At 51.4% G+C, this 23,487-nt stretch carries 22 protein-coding genes; 7 read left to right on the top strand and 15 right to left on the bottom strand.

Features of this window, described 5'->3' with window-relative positions:
* Positions 1-4: 4 nt before the first annotated feature.
* From FDX04_RS15765 to apbC, 4 genes are all read right to left on the bottom strand, one after another.
* Positions 5-688 (bottom strand): fimbria/pilus periplasmic chaperone, encoded by a 684-nt coding sequence (locus FDX04_RS15765; protein WP_042307377.1) that lies wholly within the window; start codon positions 686-688, stop codon positions 5-7.
* 47 nt (positions 689-735) lie between these two features.
* The gene (locus FDX04_RS15760; protein WP_079223488.1) at positions 736-1,290 is read right to left on the bottom strand and encodes a fimbrial protein; all 555 of its coding nucleotides are present in this window, start codon (positions 1,288-1,290) and stop codon (positions 736-738) included.
* 277 nt (positions 1,291-1,567) lie between these two features.
* A complete protein-coding gene (locus FDX04_RS15755; RefSeq protein WP_042307374.1) occupies positions 1,568-1,849 on the bottom strand; it encodes a DUF2574 family protein in 282 nt (93 codons plus the stop codon).
* Between the two features lie 265 nt (positions 1,850-2,114).
* Positions 2,115-3,224, bottom strand: a complete 1,110-nt coding sequence (gene apbC, locus FDX04_RS15750) for an iron-sulfur cluster carrier protein ApbC (RefSeq protein ID WP_137371193.1) — start codon at positions 3,222-3,224, stop codon at positions 2,115-2,117.
* A gap of 164 nt (positions 3,225-3,388) precedes the next feature.
* On the opposite strand from apbC, the gene metG reads away from it, so the two are divergent.
* Together metG and FDX04_RS15740 are read left to right on the top strand one after the other, a co-directional pair.
* Positions 3,389-5,422: a methionine--tRNA ligase gene (gene metG, locus FDX04_RS15745; protein ID WP_079223487.1), complete on the top strand. Its 2,034-nt coding sequence runs from the start codon at positions 3,389-3,391 to the stop codon at positions 5,420-5,422.
* Between the two features lie 208 nt (positions 5,423-5,630).
* Positions 5,631-6,089 (top strand): YehR family lipoprotein, encoded by a 459-nt coding sequence (locus FDX04_RS15740; RefSeq protein ID WP_137360798.1) that lies wholly within the window; start codon positions 5,631-5,633, stop codon positions 6,087-6,089.
* A 44-nt stretch (positions 6,090-6,133) separates the two neighbouring features.
* Here the strand turns inward: FDX04_RS15740 and FDX04_RS15735 are convergent, their stop codons facing one another.
* The 3 genes from FDX04_RS15735 to FDX04_RS15725 are packed head-to-tail and all read right to left on the bottom strand — an operon-like array spanning position 6,134 to position 9,052.
* Complete coding sequence (locus tag FDX04_RS15735; protein WP_042307978.1) at positions 6,134-6,604, bottom strand: DUF1456 family protein; 471 nt, start codon at positions 6,602-6,604, stop codon at positions 6,134-6,136.
* 46 nt (positions 6,605-6,650) lie between these two features.
* Positions 6,651-7,370 (bottom strand): two-component system response regulator BtsR, encoded by a 720-nt coding sequence (gene btsR, locus FDX04_RS15730; RefSeq protein ID WP_042307368.1) that lies wholly within the window; start codon positions 7,368-7,370, stop codon positions 6,651-6,653.
* Positions 7,367-9,052 carry a sensor histidine kinase gene (locus tag FDX04_RS15725; RefSeq protein WP_042307365.1) on the bottom strand — a complete coding sequence of 562 codons (1,686 nt, stop codon included), beginning with the start codon at positions 9,050-9,052 and terminating at the stop codon, positions 7,367-7,369. The genes btsR and FDX04_RS15725 overlap by 4 nt, the downstream gene beginning before the upstream one ends.
* A 225-nt stretch (positions 9,053-9,277) precedes the next feature.
* Between FDX04_RS15725 and mlrA the strand changes: the two genes are divergently transcribed.
* Both mlrA and FDX04_RS15715 read left to right on the top strand, forming a co-directional pair.
* Positions 9,278-10,009 carry an HTH-type transcriptional regulator MlrA gene (gene mlrA / locus FDX04_RS15720; RefSeq protein ID WP_042307362.1) on the top strand — a complete coding sequence of 244 codons (732 nt, stop codon included), beginning with the start codon at positions 9,278-9,280 and terminating at the stop codon, positions 10,007-10,009.
* Positions 10,010-10,060: 51 nt separating this feature from the next.
* Positions 10,061-10,168, top strand: coding sequence for a protein YohO (locus FDX04_RS15715; protein ID WP_003027354.1), 108 nt, complete (start codon positions 10,061-10,063; stop codon positions 10,166-10,168).
* Here FDX04_RS15715 and FDX04_RS15710 read toward each other — a convergent pair.
* The 5 genes from FDX04_RS15710 to bglX all read right to left on the bottom strand — a co-directional run bounded on the left by FDX04_RS15710 (position 10,149) and on the right by bglX (position 16,424).
* The gene (locus FDX04_RS15710; RefSeq protein ID WP_137371192.1) at positions 10,149-10,880 is read right to left on the bottom strand and encodes an ABC transporter permease; all 732 of its coding nucleotides are present in this window, start codon (positions 10,878-10,880) and stop codon (positions 10,149-10,151) included. The two genes, FDX04_RS15715 and FDX04_RS15710, sit on opposite strands and share 20 nt — an antisense overlap.
* The gene (locus FDX04_RS15705; protein WP_079223478.1) at positions 10,864-11,811 is read right to left on the bottom strand and encodes an ABC transporter ATP-binding protein; all 948 of its coding nucleotides are present in this window, start codon (positions 11,809-11,811) and stop codon (positions 10,864-10,866) included. The genes FDX04_RS15710 and FDX04_RS15705 overlap by 17 nt, the downstream gene beginning before the upstream one ends.
* A complete protein-coding gene (locus tag FDX04_RS15700; RefSeq protein ID WP_305764114.1) occupies positions 11,804-12,970 on the bottom strand; it encodes an ABC transporter permease in 1,167 nt (388 codons plus the stop codon). Before FDX04_RS15700 ends, FDX04_RS15705 begins: the two co-directional genes overlap by 8 nt.
* Positions 12,971-12,985: 15 nt before the next feature.
* Positions 12,986-13,903 (bottom strand): ABC transporter substrate-binding protein, encoded by a 918-nt coding sequence (locus tag FDX04_RS15695; protein WP_137371191.1) that lies wholly within the window; start codon positions 13,901-13,903, stop codon positions 12,986-12,988.
* Between the two features lie 223 nt (positions 13,904-14,126).
* Positions 14,127-16,424, bottom strand: coding sequence for a beta-glucosidase BglX (bglX, locus tag FDX04_RS15690; RefSeq protein ID WP_137347135.1), 2,298 nt, complete (start codon positions 16,422-16,424; stop codon positions 14,127-14,129).
* A 232-nt stretch (positions 16,425-16,656) separates the two neighbouring features.
* Between bglX and dld the strand changes: the two genes are divergently transcribed.
* A complete protein-coding gene (dld, locus tag FDX04_RS15685) occupies positions 16,657-18,366 on the top strand; it encodes a D-lactate dehydrogenase (protein WP_137371190.1) in 1,710 nt (569 codons plus the stop codon).
* A gap of 64 nt (positions 18,367-18,430) precedes the next feature.
* Here dld and pbpG read toward each other — a convergent pair whose 3' ends face one another.
* Both pbpG and FDX04_RS15675 read right to left on the bottom strand, forming a co-directional pair.
* Entirely contained in the window at positions 18,431-19,378 is a 948-nt protein-coding gene (pbpG, locus tag FDX04_RS15680; RefSeq protein ID WP_038641951.1) for a D-alanyl-D-alanine endopeptidase, read from the bottom strand.
* A gap of 181 nt (positions 19,379-19,559) precedes the next feature.
* Positions 19,560-20,147: a Yip1 family protein gene (locus tag FDX04_RS15675; RefSeq protein ID WP_038641953.1), complete on the bottom strand. Its 588-nt coding sequence runs from the start codon at positions 20,145-20,147 to the stop codon at positions 19,560-19,562.
* Between the two features lie 163 nt (positions 20,148-20,310).
* On the opposite strand from FDX04_RS15675, the gene FDX04_RS15670 reads away from it, so the two are divergent.
* The gene (locus tag FDX04_RS15670; RefSeq protein WP_137360794.1) at positions 20,311-20,883 is read left to right on the top strand and encodes a DedA family protein; all 573 of its coding nucleotides are present in this window, start codon (positions 20,311-20,313) and stop codon (positions 20,881-20,883) included.
* A 24-nt stretch (positions 20,884-20,907) separates the two neighbouring features.
* Here FDX04_RS15670 and mdtQ read toward each other — a convergent pair whose 3' ends face one another.
* Complete coding sequence (gene mdtQ / locus FDX04_RS15665; protein WP_137349900.1) at positions 20,908-22,347, bottom strand: multidrug resistance outer membrane protein MdtQ; 1,440 nt, start codon at positions 22,345-22,347, stop codon at positions 20,908-20,910.
* A 169-nt stretch (positions 22,348-22,516) separates the two neighbouring features.
* Here mdtQ and FDX04_RS15660 point away from each other — a divergent pair, with 169 nt between their 5' ends.
* Positions 22,517-23,251, top strand: coding sequence for a class I SAM-dependent methyltransferase (locus tag FDX04_RS15660; protein ID WP_137371189.1), 735 nt, complete (start codon positions 22,517-22,519; stop codon positions 23,249-23,251).
* The last annotated feature ends 236 nt before the right edge of the window (positions 23,252-23,487 follow it).

Below are 23,487 nucleotides of genomic sequence, written 5' to 3'. Positions count from 1 at the left end.
CCTGTTATTTCAAGCTGACGCTATCACTTATAAAGCTGCCATAATCATTGATAATGGTTAATTTATATTGGTTAGCGTTACTACTTTTAACCATGACGGGTTCACTAGAGAATGGTGCGACCATCACTGATTTATCATTTATTTTCACACTGCCAAATTTTATCTCAGCTACCGTAACCCAATTAGCATTGTCATTTTTTATGATAAAACTCTTACCATTGCGTACCAAAACTATTTTTTTGAAAGTCGCACTATTAACTGGTGCAATACCTGACGGACGGTAAAATAATTTAATACGATTCTGCATCGCAAACTTTATAACATTCTTGCCAGCATTTACTGGGTTATTAGGCGGAATATCCAGTACATTAAGATAAAACAGGCTCTCTTTATTTTTCGGCAACGTATTGGGCATTTTTTTGATTTTGAGCTGTTGACCTGAATTGCCCGGCACCCTGACCACTGGAGGCGTTAATAAAAAGGGAACCTGAATCTTCTCTGGCGGTAATGATGTATTACCATCATCGATCCAGGCCTGAACCAGAGAGGCATTTTGTTCCTGGTTCATTAACTGCAGCGTTATTTCACTTTTTTCCGCGGGGTAAATAACTCTTGTGCCATAAATCACTATCCCTGCATGAACTGGTGTAACAACTGATAATGTGATTACCGCACATAGCATCTTCATTTTTCATTCCTTATTTTATGCCGGCAACCAAGGTTGCCGGCATAACATTATTCCTGGATGACCATCAGTTTTACAGTTCCGTTTACCTTACCCTCAGAAACGTTAGTTGCTGCTTTTGCATACCGCGCAGAAAGAAGCAACTCATATTTATTATCGCCTAATGATTTAAGATCAGAAATAGCAAGCGTTGAGTTTCCGTCTTTTTCAATTAACTTATTTTTATGGTATAATTTAAAACCAACACCGGTAGCACCACCAGATCCCTGAGCCAGTGTGTTTTCGATAACATCATTATAATCGAAAGCAGCACCATCAACTTTAATAATTACATCTTTGGTTGGATCGCATACCAAAATCATTGGTGTTGTCGCTTCATTTTCGCCAAATGGAACATCAACGCCAACATCGTAACCTTGAAATGCCGAAGCAGGTACATTTCCTAATTCAATTGCAGAAACGTTATTCCCATTATCGAATCGACAAGCGGTACCTGTTACTTCGCCAGTAATTGTCAAAGTTCCTTGTTCCTCTGCAGGAGCAGCATAAGCCCCACCACTCAAAAATACGCCAGCCAATACAGCAGCAATAATTGAACGATTCATAGTATCTTCCTTAATCAATATATTTAGATTTGTTACGCGGTGTTATTCCTGTAACTAGAATCTACACGTTTAAATCGTTACCGCAATGTAAACGGAATGTTTTTTTGATTTAAAACAAGTTACTCCGTGCAATATAATCGCAACAAATAGATAGAAACCAAACTTATTTGCACAATTAATAAGTTAGCGTAATTTACCATTCATATTTATTTTTAGGATAAATAAAAAAGCCCATATCATTCATGAAGGTGATATGGGCTATATGAAAGAGAATATTCTAGTCGTAGCGATTGAGGATAATTTGACGATTATCGCTCCCCGGAATAGCCACCAGTTCCGTTGTTACTCCCCTCGCCACCGACGTGACAGTTTGTTCGGTACTGGAAACGTGGGTGGTGTTGCCGCAGCGCTGTTGAAGTTGAGCATTTACCACTTCAGTACTGCAGGTCGGCGCGACAACGGTGCCGCTAATAGTTAAGGTTGCGGTATCTGCGCCCAATGTGGGAAGACTTAATCCATAAGCCAGAACTATAATTCCCAGCGACAAAGTTTTTTTCATCTAAATGTCGTTCCTGTATTAAACCCGATTTAACATGCAGGGTGGTTATTTGGCGCAATGATAGATGTACTATCACGCGAAAACCAATTGAAATACTAAATCAATGAGATAGGCATGATCAATTTAAATGATGAATAACGGATTTAATTCAGAAAAAATCATGTTTTATTAAGGTAGGATAAACAATACTCTATTTTCCCTTCATCTTATATATTCACCACATCAATATACCATTGATGCGGTGAATAATATTTAACGCCAGAAATTACACCGCGCGGAAGGCAATCTCGCCAGGAATAACTTCACCCTGCCAGTACAGCTGCGCTGCTACGCGCCCTGCAAGGTCACGGTAAATGGCAGTAAATTCGCTGTCTGGGCGGCTGATAACCGTCGGCGTACCGCGATCGAGGTCTTCACGCAGAGAAATATGCAGCGGCATTTGTCCCAGCAGTTGGGTGTGGTACTGCTCGGCCAGTTTCTGCGCGCCACCGGTGCCAAAGATTGGCTCATGATGTCCGCAGTTGCTGCAAATATGCATACTCATATTCTCAACAATACCCAACACCGGCACTTCGACTTTTTCGAACATCACAATGCCTTTTTTCGCATCGATCAGCGCAATATCCTGCGGCGTGGTCACTACAACCGCCCCCGTTACCGGAATGTTCTGCGCCAGCGTCAGCTGGATGTCACCGGTGCCTGGCGGCATATCCAGTACCAGATAATCAAGATCCGGCCATAAGGTTTCCTGCAGCATCTGCAACAGCGCTTTACTGGCCATCGGGCCGCGCCACACCATGGCGTTATCGTCAGTGACCAGATAGCCAATGGAGTTGGTCGCCAGACCGTGAGACATGATCGGCGCCATATGGGTGCCGTCCGGCGAAGTTGGACGCTGGTTTTCCGCACCGAGCATCGTCGGGATGGACGGGCCATAAATATCGGCGTCAAGAATGCCCACCTTCGCCCCTTCCGCGGCCAGCGCCAGCGCCAGGTTCACCGCGGTCGAGGATTTGCCAACGCCACCTTTGCCCGAGCTAACGGCAATGATGTTCTTCACACCATTAATACCCGGCTGGTTTTTCACGCGCTTCAGCGTCGCGATGTTATGCGACAACTTCCAGTCAATCGCCTTCGCGCCGGTAATACGCAGCAGATCGGCACTGCATTGCTCTTTTAATGCTTCAAACGCGCTCTGCCAGACGAAGGGCATGACCAGCTCGACGTGCAACGTGTCATCCATCCAGGCGACGTGGTGCAACGCTTTAAGCGTCGTCAGATTATGCTTCAGGGTTGAATGCTGAAAATTCGCCAGCGTCCCGGCGACCATCGCGCGCAGGGTTTCTGGTGATTTGGCCTGGGATTGTGGGTTCATCCCGACTCCTTTTTGTTGTTCTGAAAATACAATAGTCACCAGGTAGTTTACTCCAACCGCAACAATTATTCATTTACGTATAAATGCCCTTATCGCTTGGCGCAGTAATTACCATTTTGGTACTATCAAAGCCCTTTTCACTACAAAAGAAGTAATTGCCCACTATGACTCAAGTCGCGAAGAAAATTCTGGTAACGTGCGCGCTGCCGTACGCCAACGGCTCTATCCACCTCGGCCATATGCTGGAGCACATCCAGGCTGATGTCTGGGTCCGTTACCAGCGAATGCGCGGCCACCAGGTAAACTTCATCTGCGCGGACGACGCCCACGGTACGCCAATCATGCTGAAAGCACAGCAACTTGGGATCACGCCAGAGCAGATGATCGGTGAAATGAGTCAGGAGCATCAGACTGATTTTGCAGGTTTTGACATCAGCTACGACAACTACCACTCTACGCATAGCGAAGAGAACCGTGAGCTGTCTGAGCTGATTTACACGCGCCTGAAGGAGAACGGTTTTATTAAAAACCGCACTATCTCCCAGCTGTACGATCCGGAAAAAGGCATGTTCCTGCCTGACCGTTTCGTTAAAGGCACCTGTCCGAAATGTAAGTCTCCGGATCAATACGGCGATAACTGTGAAGTCTGCGGCGCAACCTACAGCCCGACCGAACTTATCGAGCCGAAATCCGTCGTTTCCGGCGCAACACCGGTGATGCGTGACTCAGAACACTTCTTCTTTGACCTGCCATCGTTCAGCGAAATGCTGCAGGCGTGGACGCGCAGCGGCGCGTTGCAGGAGCAGGTCGCCAACAAAATGCAGGAATGGTTTGAATCTGGCCTGCAGCAGTGGGATATTTCCCGCGACTCACCGTACTTCGGTTTTGAAATCCCAAATGCGCCTGGCAAGTACTTCTACGTCTGGCTGGATGCGCCAATTGGCTATATGGGATCGTTCAAAAACCTGTGCGACAAGCGCGGCGACACGACCAGTTTTGATGAGTACTGGAAAAAAGACTCCGACGCCGAGCTGTATCATTTCATCGGCAAGGACATCGTCTACTTCCACAGCCTGTTCTGGCCTGCCATGCTGGAAGGCAGCAACTTCCGTAAGCCGACCAACCTGTTCGTACACGGTTATGTGACGGTGAACGGCGCGAAGATGTCCAAATCTCGCGGCACCTTTATTAAGGCCAGCACCTGGCTGAAGCACTTCGACGCCGACAGCCTGCGTTACTACTACACGGCGAAGCTCTCTTCACGTATTGATGACATCGACCTGAACCTGGAAGACTTTGTCCAGCGCGTTAACGCCGACATCGTCAACAAAGTAGTCAACCTGGCCTCCCGTAACGCTGGCTTTATCGCCAAGCGTTTCGACGGCGTGCTGGCGGCTGAACTGGCCGATCCGGCACTGTATAAAACCTTCACCGATGCCGCTGCAGTCATTGGCGAAGCGTGGGAAAGCCGTGAATTCGGTAAAGCTATCCGTGAAATCATGGCGCTGGCCGACGTGGCAAACCGCTACGTTGACGAACAGGCCCCGTGGGTTGTGGCTAAACAGGAAGGCCGCGATGCGGACCTGCAGGCAATTTGCTCAATGGGCATCAACCTGTTCCGCGTTCTGATGACTTACCTGAAACCGGTACTGCCGACGCTGGCTGAACGCGTTGAAGCCTTCCTGAACAGCGAACTGAACTGGGATGCTATCGAGCAGCCGCTGCTCGGTCACAAGGTCAACACCTTTAAGGCGCTCTACAATCGCATCGACATGAAGCAAGTTGAAGCACTGGTTGAAGCGTCTAAAGAGGAGGTGAAAGCCGCGGCCGCACCGGTTACCGGCCCGCTGGCGGACGATCCGATTCAGGAAACCATCACCTTTGACGATTTCGCCAAAGTTGACCTGCGCGTCGCGTTGATTGAAAACGCTGAGTTCGTAGACGGTTCTGACAAACTGCTGCGTCTGACGCTGGATCTCGGTGGCGAGAAGCGTAACGTCTTCTCGGGTATTCGTTCTGCTTATCCGGATCCGCAGGTCCTGATCGGACGCCAGACCATTATGGTTGCCAACCTGGCACCGCGTAAAATGCGCTTCGGTATTTCCGAAGGTATGGTAATGGCGGCAGGTCCTGGCGGGAAAGATATCTTCCTGTTAAGCCCGGACGAAGGTGCAAAACCTGGCCAACAGGTGAAGTAAGATATATCAAGCGCTGCAATGGCAGCGCTTTTTTTTGCGACATTAGCGATTCCCCTAATCTTAAACTCGTCACTTCACTCCATTTTCGGACTGCGCATTTTTTAATATTAGATTTATTCTATGCGCCTCTGGTATCAGGGTCGTCCGGACTCACCAGATTCATGGATGTTATTATTTAACATCCGATATTCATGAAATGGAGTTTTGCATGAACGCGTTACAAAAATTACTTTCGCTCGCCGCGGCATCTGTTCTGGTTTTTTCCCTCGCGGGATGTGGCGATAAAGAAGAAACGAAAACATTCAATGCCAACATTAACGGTTCTGATATTACGGTCTCTTACACCTTTAAAGGTGACAAAGTTCTGAAGCAAACCTCAGAAAGTAAAATCAGCTATGCGTCTGTCGGCGCCAGCAATAAAGAAGAAGCAGCAAAAGTCTTCGACGCCTTAAGCGCTAAATATCATAATATTCCGGGCATTGAAGAAAAGCTCACCTATACAGACACCTACGCGCAAGAAAATGTCACCATCGATATGGAAAAGGTCGACATAAAATCGTTGCAGGGAATCTCTGGAATGAAGCTGTCTGAAAACGCCGATAAAAACATCAGCATGAAACAAATGCAGACGATAATGGAAGCGGCGGGCTTTAAAGAAGTGAAGTAAACCGTCGGCGACCCGATTTTAATCGTGGTCGCCCGTTTTTCTCGTTATGCTTTCGCGTTGTGTACGCGAGAGGTCAAACCGCGCAGGAAATAACGCAGGAACTGATCGCCACATTCGCGATAGTTTTTATGGTCCGGCGCGCGCATCATGGCGGTAATTTCCGGCATCGACACGCGAAATTTCTGCTCGGTCATAATGGCCAGAATATCATCGGTTTTCAGCGAAAAGGCGATACGCAGTTTTTTCAGCACCGTATTGTTATTAACACGACGCTCAAGCGCCAGTTCCGGCGCTGAATCATCTTTCCCGCGCAGATGATAAATCAGACCGTTTAAAAAACCGGAAAGAATGATATCCGGGCAGCGCACAAACCCATCTTCATCTTCTTTTGTCATCCAGGTATCAAAACCCGCGGAGGTGGATTCCATGTCAGCAAGCGCAAGAATACGCACCATGTCGTTATTGTTCGCTTTCAGGGTGTAGCGCAGGCTACGAAGAATATCGTTACTTAGCATAGAGCCTTCAACAGTCGGTGATGCAATGGCGCGCAGTGTATCAGTTTTACAGTCCAATCGCCTCTTTTAGACTTTTAAGATAACGACGGCTCACCGGAACGGTCAGCCCGTTACGCAAAATCAGCTCGGCCTGGCCATTATCTTCCAGCCGGATTTCCTGCAATTGCGCTAAATTCACCAGATATTGGCGGTGGCAGCGCAGTAGTGGCGTACGACTTTCCAGCGTTCTGAGCGTCAACTCTGTAAACCCCTCTTTACCATCACTACTGGTGACATACACGCCGCTCATACGACTACTGATAAATGCTACATCATCCATTTGCAGCAAATAAATACGGCTATGACCGCTGCACGGAATAAACTTCAGCGCCTGCTGATGCTCAGGCAGTAGCGATACATCCTGCTTCGTGCGTTCCTGACGCAAACGGCTCAGCGTTTTTTCCAGCCGCGCCTCTTCAATCGGCTTGAGCAGATAATCAAACGCGTGTTCTTCAAAGGCTTTAACCGCATACTCATCAAAGGCGGTCAGGAAAACAATGTACGGGCGATGCTCGGGATCAAGCATACCGACCATTTCCAGACCGCTGATACGCGGCATCTGAATATCGAGAAACAGGACATCCGGGCGCAGTTTATGTACCGCGCCGATGGCTTCCACCGCGTTCGAACATTCCCCGACAATCTCGATGTCGCTTTGCTCCTGCAACAGGATCCGCAGATTCTCCCGCGCTAACGGTTCGTCATCGACAATCAGCACTTTGATCATGCCTGTTCCTCCAGAGGAAGTCGTAATGTGATTCGGGTAAAGCGGTCAGGTTCACACGCTACGCTGATGCCAAAATCATCGCCAAACCGCTCGCGCAGTCGTTTATCGACCAGATTCATACCCAACCCGCTGGCCTCAGACGTTGGCTGATACAGTCCGGCATTATCTTCAATATCAAGCATCAGATACTGCCCTTCGCGACGGGCGGTAATCGACACCTCTCCGGTATCCAGTAACTGAGAGGTACCGTGCTTAATGGCATTCTCCACGATGGGCTGCAGGGTAAAAGCCGGTAATTGCTGATACGAAAGTTCATCAGGCACCGTTAAGGTCACCTGCAGCCGCGACTGGAATCGCGCCTTTTCAATTTGCAAATAGGCGTTCACGTGCTCAATTTCATCGGCCAGTGTGACAATCTCCGACGGACGCTTTAAGTTTTTGCGAAAGAAGGTCGACAGGTACTGCACCAGTTGACTGGCCTGCTCGCTATCGCGGCGGATCACGGCTTTGATGGTATTGAGCGCATTGAACAGAAAATGAGGATTCACCTGGGCGTGCAGGAGTTTTATTTCTGACTGCGTAAGCATTGCTTTTTGCCGTTCGTACTGTCCAGCCAGTATTTGCGCCGAAAGTAGCTGAGCGATCCCCTCCCCTAACGTGCGGTTGATCGAGCTAAAGAGGCGGTTTTTAGCCTCATATAGTTTGATGGTCCCCATCACCCGCTGGTTTTCACCCCGCAGCGGAATCACCAGCGTCGAGCCTAATTTGCATTGCGGATGCAAAGAACAACGGTAAGGGACTTCATTCCCGTCGGCATACACCACCTCTCCGGTTTCTATTGCCCGTAGAGTGTACGACGACGAAATCGGTTTACCAGGCAGGTGGTGATCGTCACCAATGCCGGTAAATGCCAGCAGCTTCTCACGATCGGTAATCGCCACCGCGCCGATATCCAGCTCTTCGTACAGCACCTGAGCCACCTTCATGCTGTTAACCTCGTTGAACCCCTGACGCAAAATACCTTCCGTAGAGGCGGCAACTTTGAGCGCGGTGGCAGAAAAAGCCGAGGTGTATTTTTCAAACATTGCCCGTTTATCGAGCAAAATACGCATAAACAGGGCTGCGCCCACGGTATTGGTGACCATCATCGGCGCGGCAATATTGCTGACCAACCGAAACGCATCATCAAACGGACGAGCAATTAATAAGATAATCAGCATCTGCACCAGTTCAGCCACAAAGGTGATGGCACCCGCCGTCAGTGGGCTAAAGACTTTATCGGTACGACCACGACGGGTGAGCACGCTGTGCACCAGCCCGCCGAGTAAACCTTCCACAATGGTCGAAATCATGCAGCTTAGCGCCGTCATACCGCCCATTGAATAACGGTGCAAGCCACCGGTAAGACCGACTAAACCACCGACTACGGGACCGCCGAGCAGTCCGCCCATCACCGCGCCGATAGCACGCGTATTAGCAATAGAGTCATCAATGTGCAGCCCGAAATAGGTGCCCAAAATGCAGAAAATGGAAAAGGTGACATAGCAAAGCAGTTTGTGCGGGAGACGGATAGTGACCTGCATCAGCGGGATAAACAAACGCGTTTTGCTCATCAGCCACGCGATAACGAGAAACACGCACATCTGCTGAAGCAGCAGCAACACCAGATTAAACTCGTACATACGCGCCAACCACACATCACTTAAAAGCGCGTAACATACATGGGCTGCGCGTAACTTTCTTTGAAGTGTTGCAAAAAAACAGGAATTTGTGAGAACGATCACTCGAAAGCGCGAGTATGACGACAAACCCAACCATTCATTGATCAAAAAACAGACAAAACTACCTGGTTCGCAAAAGAGCGTCTAAAGTAAAACTGGGACCTCGCGAGCAAGAGTGAGACGACGATGGCGCTTTACACAATCGGTGAAGTGGCTTTGCTTTGTGATATCAACCCTGTCACTTTACGCGCGTGGCAGAGGCGTTACGGATTACTCAAACCGCAGCGGACAGACGGCGGTCATCGTCTGTTTAACGACGCGGATATCGACAGGATCCGTGAGATAAAACGCTGGATAAACAACGGTGTTCAGGTCAGTAAGGTGAAAATGTTGCTCAGCAATGAGAACATTGATGTGCATAACGGCTGGCGTGAACAGCAAGAGACGCTATTAAGCTATTTGCAAAGCAATAATTTGCATAGTCTGAGAATGTGGATCAAAGAGCGTGGCCAGGATTATCCGGCGCAAACGCTCAACACCCATTTGTTCACACCGTTACGCCGCCGTCTACAGTGTCAGCAGCCGATCCTCCAGGCGTTACTCGGGATCCTCGACGGCGTCCTCATCAACTACATCGCGATTTGTCTGGCCTCAGCACGCAAGAAACAGGGTAAAGATGCGCTGGTTGTCGGCTGGAATATTCACGATACCACCCGCTTATGGCTGGAAGGTTGGGTTGCCAGTCAGCAGGGATGGCGCGTTGACGTTCTGGCCCATTCGCTGAACCAACTACGACCGGAAATGTTCGAAGGGCGAACCTTACTTGTCTGGTGCGGCGAGAACCAGACGCCCGCTCAGCAACAGCAGTTGAGTGAATGGCGCGCGTTAGGTCACGATATTTATCCACTCGGTATTTAATATTCTATTAACAAAAGTGTACAATCCTTAGATTCACATAAGGAGTGCACAATGAGCGCAGCTAAAATCGGTGTAATAACCCTCTTCCTGCTGATGGCTATCGGCGGTATCGGCGGCGTCATGCTGGCAGGCTACACATTCATTTTACGTGCCGGGTAAGGTAGCTCGCTAATCGCTCAAATCCGCGATCGACAATCACTGCCGCCAACGCGACCAGCAACGCCCCCTGAATCACATACGCGGTATTGAATCCGCTAAGTCCGATAATTATCGGCGTACCCAGCGTATTCGCCCCGACGGTTGAGGCTATCGTTGCGGTGCCGATATTAATGATCACCGACGTGCGGATCCCCGCCAGAATAACCGGCGCCGCCAGCGGCAACTCCACTTTACGCAGGCGCTGCCAGCGACTCATCCCCATCCCGCTGGCGATATCCATCACGCTGGCAGAGACGCCTCCCAGCCCCGCCAGGGTTGCCTGTAGGATCGGTAATACGCCATACAGGATCAGCGCGATAACCGCCGGCTCAAGACCAAATCCCATCACCGGTACGGCAATCGCCAGCACCGCGACCGGGGGAAAAGTCTGCCCCACGGCGGCGATAGTTTCCACCATCGGCCTGAACTCTGCCCCCCAGGGCCGGGTTACCGCAATCCCGGCACCGGTGCCGATGAGTACGGCGATAAGACTCGATATTCCTACCAGCGCAAAATGACTCAGCGCCAGCGCCGTAAAACTTTCCTGCTGATACACGGGGCGCGGCAACTCAGGAAACAGCGAACTAAACAGGGCCTGACTGTGCGGTAACCCGACCAACAGGATCAGGAACAGGACAACCAGCCACAGCAGTGGATCAGCAAGACGTTTCACGGGGCGGCATCTCCGAAAGCAGATCGCGAAAGTGAAGCGTACCGCAGGACACGCCCTGCGGCGTCACAACCGGCAGGACATCGCACCCCCGCGCCACAAACATCGACAGCGCATCACGCAGCGTCATTTCAGCCACCAGCGGCTCACCGTCTGAATGTTCGCCGCGACGGATAAAATCACCCACCGTACGCAGCGACAGTAACCGCACGCCCAGTTCGCTGCGGCCAAAGAACGTTTGTACGAAATCGTTCGCTGGCGCAGTCAGCATCGATAGCGGCGTCCCTTGCTGCACGACCTTCCCCGCGTCCATCAGGACCAGATGTTCCGCCAGCCTCAGCGCCTCGTCGATATCATGCGTCACTAATACGATGGTACGCCCCAGCAGACGATGAATACGGGTCATCTCCTGCTGCAACGCACCGCGGGTGACAGGATCCAGCGCGCCAAAAGGCTCATCCATCAATAGCACCTGTGGATCTGCCGCCAGGGCGCGCGCAACCCCGACCCGCTGCTGCTGCCCGCCGGAAAGCTGATGTGGGTAACGGTGACGCAAACTCGCCTCCAGCCCCAACAGTGCCATAAGTTCATCTGTTCGATCATCAATACGCGAGCGCGACCACTTTTGTAATTGCGGCACGGTGGCGATGTTCTGCGCCACGGTCCAGTGCGGGAACAAACCGATAGACTGGATCGCGTACCCCATACGCCGCCTTAACTCCAGTACCGGCAGACTGCGGATCTCCTCCCCCGCAAAACGAATCTGCCCGCTGTCATGCTCGACCAGTCGGTTGATCATCTTCAGTGTGGTGGATTTCCCGGAACCCGACGTGCCAATCAGCACCGAAAAGCTCCCCTCCGCCAAATGCAGATTAAGGTCATCGACGGCTTTTTGCTGACCGTAGGTTTTACTGACATGACTAAATTCAATCATTATTCGTTCCCTTCAGCAGCGCTAGCCCTAAATCAAACAGCGCATCAATCAATACTGCCAGCACAACTACGGGGATCACGCCCAGCAGCACTAAATCAACAGCACTACTGAGCAATCCCTGAAAGACCAGCGCGCCAAAGCCCCCGGCGCCGATCAGCGCGGCAATCACCGCCATCCCTACCGTCTGGATCATCACCACCCGCAAACTGCGCAAGAAGACCGGCAGCGCCAGCGGCAACTGCACCGAGATAAACCGTTGACGCGCACTCATCCCCATCGCCCGGGCGCTTTCCAGTACATCCACTGGAACCTGATTCAGTCCAGCCACGACGCCACGTACCAACGGTAAGAGCGCATACAGTACCAACGCAATAAGCGCGGGTGTCAGGCCGGTTCCCGCAACGCCGAGTGAGCTTAACCAGGGAAAATGCTTAACCAGCCCAGCGAGCGGCGCAATCAACAGGCCAAACAAGGCCACCGAGGGGATGGTCTGGATAATGTTCAGTACGGCGAAAACCGGCCCCTGACGCGAGTCAGAAAAAGAGCACCAAACGCCCAGCGGCACACCAAGGAATAGCGCGGGTATGACGGTGCCGAACAGAATAGTCAGATGCTGCGCCAGTGCGTCGTTAAAGACATCCTGGCGGTTGGCATACTCTTTAAGCAGGGAAAGATCGTTAAACGTGCCGGACAGTAATAACACTATCGGCATAACAAAAAGTTGCGCATGCAGCACCCATCGCCACAACATCTGACGGGTGATGCGCCGAATGGCGTCACTGGCAGCCAGCAACATGAATCCGAGACCCAGCCAGAACCCGGAGCCAAGACTGGTTCTGGCCAACGTACTGCCCGTCTGCGCCAGATACGTTGCCGTTGTACCTGCGGTTACCAGCGCCGCAATCACCAACAGCTGGCTGATAACAAGCGTCAATATATTGCCGGATTTGCCCGACACAAAGCACAGAAGAAACAGTAGCAAACATGCCACCGCCAGTCCCCACGCCATGTCGGGCCTGATATCCCAGAGTTGACGACCTTCGCCGGAAACCAGGCGATTGGGGGCATAACTAATGAAAGGAAGCGCAGCTGCTGCGAAGGTAAAAAGAACCAGCAGCAACAGCACCCGATTAACCGAGATATTGGACAAAACACCCACCCGCCGTAAATTCCGTTACTTAACCCATCCTTTTTGCTTCAGATAATCTGCTGCAACTTTTTTTGCATCCAGACCCTCTACGGCAATACTGGCGTTAAGCTGCTGGAGCGTTTTTTCATCCAGACTGGCAAAAACAGGCTGCAGCCATTCTTCCATTTGCGGATAGACCTTGAGTACCGACTCACGTACCACTGGCGCAGGCGCATAAATCGGCTGAACGCCTTGCGGATCGCTTAACGTTTGCAGCCCCAGCGCGGCGACCGGACCATCGGTGCCGTAGGCCATCGCGGCATTGACGCCGGAGGTTTGCTGCGCTGCGGCTTTAATCGTCACGGCGGTATCCCCCCCGGCCAGTGATAAAAGCTGATTCTGATTCAGTTTAAAATCATAGGTTTTTTCAAACGCGGGCAGCGCGTCCGCACGTTCGATAAACTCCGCAGAGGCGGCCAGTTTGAAGGTGCCACCCTCTTTCAGGTAGCGCCCTAAGTCGGCAAGCGAAACCAGTTTATTCTTTTCGGCGACATCCTGGCGGACCGCAATGGTCCACGTATTGTTGGCGGGCGCAGGCGTTAGCCAGACTAGGTTATTTTTCTCTGCGTCCAGCTTTTTCACTTTGTCGAAACCAGCCTGCGCATTTTTCCACGCCGGATCATTCTCATCTTTAAAGAAGAAAGCGCCATTGCCGGTATATTCCGGGTAGATATCCAGCTCGCCGGATGTAATAGCGCCACGCACCACTGGCGTAGTCCCCAGTTGCACTTTATTGACGGTTTTCACACCATGGCTTTCGAGCACTTGCAAAATAATGTTACCGAGCAGCGCCCCTTCGGTATCAATTTTTGACCCGACCGTAACGGGTGACGCGGCCTGCAAGGGCATACTTATCGCGGCTAACAAGGCCAACGACCCTACCCCAAACTTTGAGATTATCATGCTGTGCTCCTCATCCTTTTGCGGCCCTTTTCAGAGACTTGAGGAAAAAGCATAGTCGAAAAATCAGGCCTTAACCTGGCAATTGGGTAGTAACACTGAGAGTAATTAGCAGTAAGGCGATAAAAAAATCCGGCAAACCCAAGGTGAATTTGCCGGATAGCGTTATTTCATAGACCAGATAAGCATTGCGCCATCAGGCATGATGCGTGGCTTTCTTCATCAACTACAGCAGTTCAAATTCACCCTGCTTCACTCTGGCGGAATCCACGCCGATAAAGACGTTAAATTTACCCGGTTCAGCATCGTATTTCATACGCTGGTTCCAGAATTTCAGCGCTTCGATATCAATCGGGAAGCTGACGGTCTGCGTTTCACCCGGTTTAAGATTCACTTTCTCAAAGCCTTTCAGCTGTTTTACCGGACGGCTCATTGAAGCGGTCACATCCTGCAAATACATCTGAATCACCGTCGCACCTTCGCGCTTGCCGGTGTTGGTCACCTGGACGCTGGCCGTCACGGTCCCGTCACGTTTCATCGTCGGTGCAGAGAGTTTCACATCCGAAACGGTAAAGGTGGTGTAGCTCAGGCCATAGCCAAAGGGATACAACGGACCGTTTGCTTCGTCAAAATAACGCGAGGTGTACTTATTCGGCTTATCGGCGTTATACGGACGACCGGTATTGAGATGGCTGTAATAGACCGGGATCTGTCCGACAGAGCGTGGGAAAGACATCGGCAGCTTGCCTGATGGGTTGTAATCGCCAAACAACACATCGGCGATAGCGTTACCGCCTTCCGTCCCGGCAAACCAGGTTTCGAGGATCGCATCAGCTTGTTGATCTTCCTTAACCAGCGCCAGCGGACGTCCGTTCATCAGCACCAGCACCAGCGGCTTACCCGTTGCTTTCAGCGCGGCAATCAGGTCACGTTGGCTCTGCGGAATAGTAATGTCCGTCCGGCTGGAGGCTTCATGTGCCATTCCCTGTGCCTCACCGACCACCGCAACCACCACATCAGACTGTTTCGCCGCATTAACGGCTTCATCAATCATCTCCTGCGGCGAGCGCGGGTCAACTTTCACCGCTTCTTCATACAGATTCAGGAAATCGACAATGCCTTTATCGTTGGTGATATTCGCCCCTTTGGCGTATACCACTTTACCCTGCTCGCCAATGGCATTTTTAATCCCTGTCAGCACCGTGACCGACTGATCGGCAACCCCGGCTGCGGACCAACTGCCCATCACATCACGCTTGCTGTCGGCCAGTGGCCCGACAACCGCCACGGTGGCGGATTTTTTCAGCGGCAGCGTGTCGAGGCGGTTTTTCAGCAGCACCAGGCTTTCACGCGCCACTTCACGCGCTTCTTTACGGTGCAGGCGGCTTTCGGCGTTGGTATCCACCGGATCAGATTCTTTGGCTCCCAGATGGCTGTACGGATCGTTAAACAGCCCCATATCATATTTCACGTTCAGCACGTGACGAGCAGCGTCGTCAAGCTCCGCCATTGTCACTTTGCCTGATTTAATCAGCCCCGGCAGGTATTTGCTGTAATACTCATCGCTCATACTCATGTTGATACCTGACTTGATAGCCACGCGTACCGCATCCTCAGGATCGGAGGCGGTACCGTGCTTAATCAGTTCCTTAATCGCGCCGTGATCGGAAACGGTGATGCCTTTAAAGCCCCACTCATCGCGCAGCACGTCTTTCAACAACCAGGCATCCGACGTCGCCGGCGTACCGTTAAGCGAATTAAGTCCTACCATCACCGCGCCGCTACCAGCATCCAGCCCGGCTTTGTACGGCGGCATGTAGTCATTAAACAGACGCTGCGGGCTCATATCGACGGTGTTGTACTCTTTCCCGCCCTCTACCGCGCCATAAGCGGCGAAGTGCTTGACGCTGGTCATCACCGAATAGCGATCGGCAGGGCTTTTCCCCTGCATCGCTTCCACCATGGTTTTACCCATCGTGGCGGTCAAATACGTGTCTTCGCCAAACCCTTCCGATGCCCGGCCCCAGCGCGGATCGCGGGAGACATCAACCATCGGCGCCCAGGTCATGTTCAGGCCATCATCGGCAGCTTCATACGCTGAAACGCGACCGACGGTTCTGACCGCATCGAGATTAAAGGAGGACGCCAGACCGAGGCTTATCGGGAACACGGTACGCTGGCCGTGCAATACGTCGTAGGCAAAAAAGAGAGGAATTTTCAGGCGGCTGAGTTCCATCACCTGATCCTGCATTTTGCGGATATCCTGGCGTGTGACGGTGTTAAAAATTGCCCCAACCTGCCCGTCTTTGATCATCTCGCGGATGGCTTCTTTCGGATTATCAGGCCCAACGCTGATTAAGCGTAACTGACCAATTTTCTCATCCACGGTCATCTGTTTGAGTAAATCGGTAACAAATGCATCCCGCGCTTCTGGCGTCAGCGGATGGTTACCAAACAGAGTGTCCGCCAGCGCGGGTTGCACCGCCAGACTCACCGCAACACCTACAGAACATAGCCATTTCATGTTGATTCTCTCTTTATTTTTTCCTGACGCATCAGCGAAAATATAACAAAAACCGCAATTTGCCGTAAGACTAAACGGGAGCGCTAAAGAAAGCTAAGGTTATTCTCCTAATTTTCAAAATCAGCGTGAATCAATGAAAGACAAGCCAGAGACAATATGAATGAGAAAGCGTATTGTCATACAAAGCGCTATGCTTGTTCCTGATATTGAGTCCCACCACAAGGAGTGGAGAATGTCTTCCATTACAATAGATAATAAAGCTTTCCTGAATGAACTGACCCGCCAGGTGGGTCATTCGCACCTGCTCACTGAACCCGCTAAAACCGCCCGCTATCGCAAGGGATTTCGCTCCGGCCAGGGCGATGCGCTCGCCGTCGTTTTTCCGGGCTCGCTTTTAGAATTGTGGCGCGTCCTGAACGCCTGCGTCGCCGCAGACAAAATCATTCTGATGCAGGCCGCCAATACCGGCCTGACCGAAGGCTCTACGCCAAGCGGCAATGATTACGACCGTGAGATTGTTATTATCAGCACCCTGCGTCTTGATAAGCTGCACGTCATCGGCAAAGGCGAACAGGTGCTGGCCTGGCCTGGAACAACGCTTTATTCGCTGGAAAAAGCGCTCAAACCTTTTGGTCGTGAACCGCATTCAGTGATCGGTTCCTCCTGTATCGGCGCTTCCGTGATTGGCGGCATTTGTAACAACTCCGGCGGCTCACTGGTGCAACGAGGCCCGGCCTACACGGAGATGTCACTGTTTGCGCGTATTGATGAACAGGGCAAATTACAGCTGGTTAACCATCTGGGCATCGAGCTTGGCCAAACCCCAGAACAGATCCTCAGCAAACTCGATGACGAGCGCATCAAAGATGACGATGTTCGCCACGACGGACGTCATGCGCACGATCACGACTACGTGACCCGCGTCAGAGATATTGAGGCGGATACGCCCGCACGCTATAACGCCGACCCGGACCGCTTGTTTGAATCGTCCGGTTGTGCCGGAAAGCTCGCAGTTTTCGCCGTGCGTCTGGACACTTTCGAAGCCGAAAAAAATCAGCAGGTCTTTTATATCGGCACCAACCAGCCTGAGGTGCTGACGGAGATCCGCCGTCATATTCTGGCGAAGTTTGAACATCTGCCGGTTGCCGGTGAATATATGCATCGCGATATTTACGACATCGCTGAGCAGTACGGCAAAGATACGTTCCTGATGATAGACAAACTCGGCACCGACAAAATGCCGTTTTTCTTCACCCTGAAAGGCCGCACCGATGCGATGCTGGAAAAAGTGAAATTTTTCCGTCCGCACTTCACCGACCGGGCGATGCAGAAGTTTGGCCATTTATTCCCCAGCCACTTACCGGCGCGTATGAAAAGCTGGCGCGACAAATACGAGCATCACCTGCTGTTAAAAATGGCCGGTGGCGGCGTGGCTGAAGCGCAAAACTGGCTAAATGAGTTTTTCAAAACGGCAGAGGGCGACTTCTTTGCCTGTACGCCGGAAGAAGGCAGTAAGGCGTTCCTGCACCGCTTTGCGGCGGCTGGCGCGGCGATTCGTTACCAGGCCGTTCATGCGGATGAAGTAGAAGATATTCTGGCGCTGGATATCGCGCTGCGTCGTAACGACACCGAATGGTATGAACATCTGCCGCCAGAAATCGACAGCCAACTGGTGCACAAGCTCTATTACGGGCACTTTATGTGCTATGTATTCCATCAGGATTACATCGTTAAAAAAGGCGTGGATGCCCATGCGCTGAAAGAACAGATGCTGGAGTTACTTCGCGAGCGTGGGGCACAGTATCCGGCGGAACATAACGTCGGGCATCTGTACCAGGCGCCCGAAACATTAACCCGCTTTTACCGCGAGAATGACCCAACCAACAGTATGAACCCGGGTATTGGGAAAACGAGTAAGCAGAAGTTCTGGAAAGAGTCGTAGGCCCGATAAGCGTAAGCGCCATCGGGCACGTTGCCGGGGGCGCTTCGCTTGCCTGGCCTACGGTTTAATCGTTCTGCGCGGTTTGTTCACCCGTAGCTGAACCTGCCGCCGCCATCTGCGCCGCTTTTTGCTTTTTGTAGCTCAGCGCTGCCGCCGGAACCGGCATCACCTTGCCGGTTTCAATCCAGGTACGTAAACGGCTGGCATCGGCAAAGTGGGTATATTTCCCAAAAGCATCCATCACCACCAGCGCCACCGGTTTGTTATTAATCACCGTGCGCATCACCAGACAGTGGCCCGCCGCATTGGTAAACCCGGTTTTAGTTAACTGAATATTCCAGTTATCGCGATACACCAGATGGTTGGTATTACGGAACGGCAGTGTATATGCCGGGTTGGCAAACGTCGCCATATCTTCACGCGTAGTACTTAGCTGACCAATCAGCGGATACTGTTTGCTGGCAATCAGTAACTTCGTTAAATCACGCGCGGTTGAGACGTTATGAATCGATAACCCGGTCGGCTCCACAAAACGGGTATGGGTCATGCCCAGCGCTTTCGCTTTCGCATTCATCGCCTTGATAAACGCGTTATAGCCGCCAGGGTAATGATGCGCCAGACTGGCTGCCGCACGGTTTTCAGATGACATCAGCGCCAGTAACAGCATGTCTTTACGGCTGATTACACTGTTCAGCCGTACGCGAGAGTAAATTCCTTTCATCTCAGGCGTCTGACTGATATCAACTTTCAGTTTTTCATCCAGCGGCAGTCGCGCATCAAGCACCACCATCGCCGTCATTAATTTGGTAATCGACGCAATCGGACGCACCAGATCCGGGTGGTTCGAATAGATAACCTTGTTGGTATTCAGATCAACAATCATCGCGCTACCGGACGCTATCTCAGGTTGAGAAGCCGCTACGGTAGGTGCCGTTTTCGCCACGGCTTGGGGTGCAAAAGGTACAGCCAGCACCAGGGCAAGGCTTAATAATGAAACTCGGAATTTCAGCATGATGAGATTTCTGATAAGGGTTCACGCACGTCACAACGCACACCGCCCGAGATTAAGTATTTTCTCAGGCTAGCTCAGGCATCATAGCGATCCGGCAGGTTTGCCGCTACAGGAGAATCGTCTCGAAATGCTGCGTTGCTGACTTTTACGTCAACAACGCAGCGCAGCGGCGTTTTACAGATCAGAATAAGCGATAGCCGTAACCCCACAGGATTACCGTAATCGCCAGCAGAACTTCAAGTACCAGCACACCAATAGCCAGCGTGGAACTGGAAAAACTTAACCCTTCCTCGCGAGTGATATTCAGGAATGTCGGAATACCGAGATAGAGTAAATAACCGGTGTAAAACAGCGCGATAGTTCCCACCAACGCACACAGCCAGACCAGCGGATAAAGTGCGACCAGACCGCTTAAAAACAGCGGAGTCGCGACATATCCGGCAAAGACCATACAGTGCGCCAGCGACGGACGCTGCGGGTAATTACGCGCCATCCACCAGATAACCCGGCCCATGACAGCCACGCCCGCCAGCATCACGCCGTAAAACAGAATGGCCAGCGCCAGTCCGGTCAACAGGGATAACTGTAGTATGTTGCCGTCGCCAAAATTCCAGCCGATTTGTGTGGTACCGATAAACGCGCAAACAACCGGGATTGCCGCCATCAGCAGTACATGATGGGTATAGTGATGCGAAACGCTTTCGTTTTCGCTGTTGATCACGTGCATTTCACGATCGGGATGGGAAAACAGCCCCCAGACATGGTTCATACCGCCCCCTTCTTGTCAGCTCCGGACCTCAACACTTCAAGTATAATTCAGCTTTTGATTATTTTATGTACACAGAGAAAATACCGGATCGCTACGGCGCGGCTTTTCCGGCATCAAGTATTCATAGGGTGTATGCTATAAGCGGTGGAGGTCATACAATCGTATGGATATAAATCATTATGTTGCGCAATACGGCTATGCCGCATTAGTGATTGGCAGTCTGGCTGAAGGGGAAACCATTACCCTGTTAGGTGGCGTCGCGGCCCATCAGGGAGTACTTAAATTTCCGCTGGTGGTGCTCTCCGTCGCGCTGGGCGGGATGATTGGCGATCAGTTGCTCTATTTCCTCGGACGTCGTTTTGGCGGCAAAATTCTGCGGCGTTTTTCGCGTCATCAGGCAAAAATTGATTACGCGCAGAAGATGATCCAACGGCGTCCTTATCTGTTCGTGGTCGGCACGCGTTTTATGTACGGTTTTCGCGTTATTGGCCCTTTGCTGATTGGCGCCAGTCACCTGCCACCGAAGATCTTTTTACCGCTCAATATTCTCGGGGCGCTGGTGTGGGCGCTGATATTTACCACCCTGGGTTATGTGGGGGGAGAAGTCATCGCGCCGTGGCTGCACAATCTCGACCAGCACATTAAGCACTGGATATGGCTGGTTCTGGTGATTGTACTGGTGGTAGGCGCACGCTGGTGGTTGAAAAAACGCAGCGGCAAGAAGACGGCCCGGTAGAGCGGTATCTACCGGGCAGGTGTGTTACGACGCGTGGTAGCCGCCGCCCAGCGCGCTGGTCAACTGAATGGAAGCATCCAGCCACTGGCCTTGCAGTACCAGACCGTTGCACTGCTCACGTAACGCCGGGATCTTTGCTTCGCTAACCCGCGAACCCGCAATAATACCGGCGTTAAATCGCGCCTGTGCTAGTCCCACCACGCGCTGTGCATCATGTTCGATCTGCTGCTGATGCTGATTCTTCTGCGCCAGTGTTTCCACCTGCGAAGCTGCTCGCGCCACGTCATTCACCGCATCTACCACGGCTTTGTTGTAATTCGCCACCGTCAGGTTGCTTTGCGCTTTGGTGATATCGAGATTGGCATTCAATCTGCCGCTGTCGAAAATAGGCAGTGTGAGTCCGGCTGTGACCCCCATCTGCTGCGCGGAATGGCGGAACAGATCGCTCAGATGTAACGCATCCTGTTGTAAAAATGCCATCAAATTCACGTCAGGATAAAACGCAGCTTTCGCCGCATCAATGCTGCTCAGGGATGATTCAATATACCAGTGCGCGGCCTGTAAATCCGGTCGACGGGCCAGCAGCGAATAGCCTAACTGGGACGGGAGCTGGCTTTCTACGGTAGGTAACTTACTGGTATGCAGTTTCAGAACGGTAGACTGTGAATTAGTCAGGGCGCTCAGCCGCGCCTCAATCACTTTCATTTTGCCGTTAACATCGTTCAGTTGCTGATCCGTTTTACTGGAATCGATATCGGTCTCAACGCCTTCCACCGATGAGGTAATGCCGTTTTGATACAGTTGACGATCGACGTTAATAACGTTCTGTTGCTCATTTTTAATCTGCGTCAGCACGCTTTTCAGCGCCGCCTGCGTCTGCCATTCCCAATACAGACGTGAAACGCCGCTCGCCAGCAGCTGGCGGGTTTGTTCACGCTCAGCTTCTCGCGCTTTAACGGTCCCAATACGCGCCGTCACTTCGGCCCGATTTTTCCCCCACAGATCCAGATTCCAACCGGCGGTTAAACCAAAGGTCCCGTTGGTGTACCACGGACCTGTCGTTCCGGCGGCAGGATCGGTAATGGCAAACGGTCCCATCAGCCCTTCAGCTGACATTCTCTGACGCTCAACGTCCGCAGAGAAATCGATCTCCGGGCCATCCTGCGCCTCAACGGCCTTCGCCTGCGCCTCCGCCAGTTGAATGCGCTGTTCCGCTACCTGCATATCAGGAGAGTTTCGCAACGTGCTGTCAATCAGCGCATTAAGTTGAGGATCGTGGTATGCCTTCCACCATTGGCTGTCCGGCCAGCCATTTTTTAATGCCGCAGGTAATGCGGAATCGACGTTCACAGCTGGGGTCTGCTGTGACAGAGACTGACGGTCATCATGCATAGGCGCACAGCCTGCCATCAGAATAAAAAGAGGCAACAATGCCGTCGCGGCAAAAACAGAATTACGATTCATGGAGATATACAGGTAAGAAAAGATGCGCAGAGAGTACGACTTGTCGCTGTTACTTTTTTAGTTACGCGTGGCAATACATCTTTGGAAATAAAAATATATAATCAGAAAAATATACACTGCACAAATAACACAGTTTAAATAATTTTAATAATTTATAGATGGAAACCTTATGTCACAGAATATTTATGACGACCCGGAATTCTTTGCCGGATATGCCACGCTGGATCGTTCAGTAAAAGGGCTTGATGGCGCACCGGAATGGCCAGCAATACAAGCTATGCTCCCCGCTCTGCAGGGTAAAAACATTCTCGATTTGGGCTGCGGATATGGCTGGTTTTGCCGCTACGTGCGCGATAATCATGCCGCCAGCGTCGTGGGGCTGGATATCTCACAAAAGATGTTAACCCAGGCGCACAATATGACTCACGGCAATGGCATCGTTTATCGCCGTGAAGATCTCGAAACGCTTACTCTCTCACCGGCTTCTTTCGACCTGGCTTATAGCTCCCTTGCCCTGCATTATCTACACGATATTGAACGATTATTCGTAACGATTTACCAGGCATTAACACCGGGAGGTATGTTAGTTTTCTCTGCCGAGCACCCGATTTATACCGCACCGCTTAACCAGGGCTGGATAAAAGACAAAACCGGGCAACTGTCCTGGCCGGTTAATCATTATCAACAAGAAGGCGAGCGTATCAGTAACTGGTTTGCTGAAGGCGTTAAAAAACAGCACCGTAAGCTGGCGACCTGGATTAACGCGCTCATTGCCGCCGGATTCGACATTGTGTGTATTGATGAATGGGGACCATCAGCTCAGCAGATTGCTGAAAACCCGGCGTTGGATGAAGAAAAAGAGCGGCCAATGGTGTTTTTACTGAGCGCACGTAAACCGGCATAACAACACCGCCAGGCAGAATAGTTGATACTTTCCTATACTCAATCTGAACTTACCAAAAAAAGGAAAGTTAATGAAAATTCTGCTGTGGATTATTCTAATTATTTTTCTGATTGGACTGTTGGTGGTAACCGGCGTGTTTAAGATGATTTTCTGATGTTGTCATTTAGCCCAGGCCTGATAGCAGAAATGTCAGGCTATTATTCTCTCTGATGCCGGATGGCGGCGTAAACGCCTTA

The organism is Citrobacter sp. wls615, from assembly GCF_005281355.1.
GTDB lineage: Bacteria > Pseudomonadota > Gammaproteobacteria > Enterobacterales > Enterobacteriaceae > Citrobacter > Citrobacter werkmanii.
Note: the sequence above shows the minus strand (reverse complement) of the source record. Positions and strands in the feature narration are given on the sequence as shown.

Excerpts from the sequence above, each read along its gene's own strand:
- FDX04_RS15765 (WP_042307377.1), bottom strand. The coding sequence starts at position 688 with ATGAAGATGCTATGTGCGGTAATCACATTATCAGTTGTTACACCAGTT.
- FDX04_RS15760 (WP_079223488.1), bottom strand. The coding sequence starts at position 1,290 with ATGAATCGTTCAATTATTGCTGCTGTATTGGCTGGCGTATTTTTGAGT.
- FDX04_RS15755 (WP_042307374.1), bottom strand. The coding sequence starts at position 1,849 with ATGAAAAAAACTTTGTCGCTGGGAATTATAGTTCTGGCTTATGGATTA.
- apbC (WP_137371193.1), bottom strand. The coding sequence starts at position 3,224 with ATGAACCCACAATCCCAGGCCAAATCACCAGAAACCCTGCGCGCGATG.
- metG (WP_079223487.1), top strand. The coding sequence starts at position 3,389 with ATGACTCAAGTCGCGAAGAAAATTCTGGTAACGTGCGCGCTGCCGTAC.
- FDX04_RS15740 (WP_137360798.1), top strand. The coding sequence starts at position 5,631 with ATGAACGCGTTACAAAAATTACTTTCGCTCGCCGCGGCATCTGTTCTG.
- FDX04_RS15735 (WP_042307978.1), bottom strand. The coding sequence starts at position 6,604 with ATGCTAAGTAACGATATTCTTCGTAGCCTGCGCTACACCCTGAAAGCG.
- btsR (WP_042307368.1), bottom strand. The coding sequence starts at position 7,370 with ATGATCAAAGTGCTGATTGTCGATGACGAACCGTTAGCGCGGGAGAAT.
- FDX04_RS15725 (WP_042307365.1), bottom strand. The coding sequence starts at position 9,052 with ATGTACGAGTTTAATCTGGTGTTGCTGCTGCTTCAGCAGATGTGCGTG.
- mlrA (WP_042307362.1), top strand. The coding sequence starts at position 9,278 with ATGGCGCTTTACACAATCGGTGAAGTGGCTTTGCTTTGTGATATCAAC.
- FDX04_RS15715 (WP_003027354.1), top strand. The coding sequence starts at position 10,061 with ATGAGCGCAGCTAAAATCGGTGTAATAACCCTCTTCCTGCTGATGGCT.
- FDX04_RS15705 (WP_079223478.1), bottom strand. The coding sequence starts at position 11,811 with ATGATTGAATTTAGTCATGTCAGTAAAACCTACGGTCAGCAAAAAGCC.
- FDX04_RS15695 (WP_137371191.1), bottom strand. The coding sequence starts at position 13,903 with ATGATAATCTCAAAGTTTGGGGTAGGGTCGTTGGCCTTGTTAGCCGCG.
- bglX (WP_137347135.1), bottom strand. The coding sequence starts at position 16,424 with ATGAAATGGCTATGTTCTGTAGGTGTTGCGGTGAGTCTGGCGGTGCAA.
- dld (WP_137371190.1), top strand. The coding sequence starts at position 16,657 with ATGTCTTCCATTACAATAGATAATAAAGCTTTCCTGAATGAACTGACC.
- pbpG (WP_038641951.1), bottom strand. The coding sequence starts at position 19,378 with ATGCTGAAATTCCGAGTTTCATTATTAAGCCTTGCCCTGGTGCTGGCT.
- FDX04_RS15675 (WP_038641953.1), bottom strand. The coding sequence starts at position 20,147 with ATGAACCATGTCTGGGGGCTGTTTTCCCATCCCGATCGTGAAATGCAC.
- FDX04_RS15670 (WP_137360794.1), top strand. The coding sequence starts at position 20,311 with ATGGATATAAATCATTATGTTGCGCAATACGGCTATGCCGCATTAGTG.
- mdtQ (WP_137349900.1), bottom strand. The coding sequence starts at position 22,347 with ATGAATCGTAATTCTGTTTTTGCCGCGACGGCATTGTTGCCTCTTTTT.
- FDX04_RS15660 (WP_137371189.1), top strand. The coding sequence starts at position 22,517 with ATGTCACAGAATATTTATGACGACCCGGAATTCTTTGCCGGATATGCC.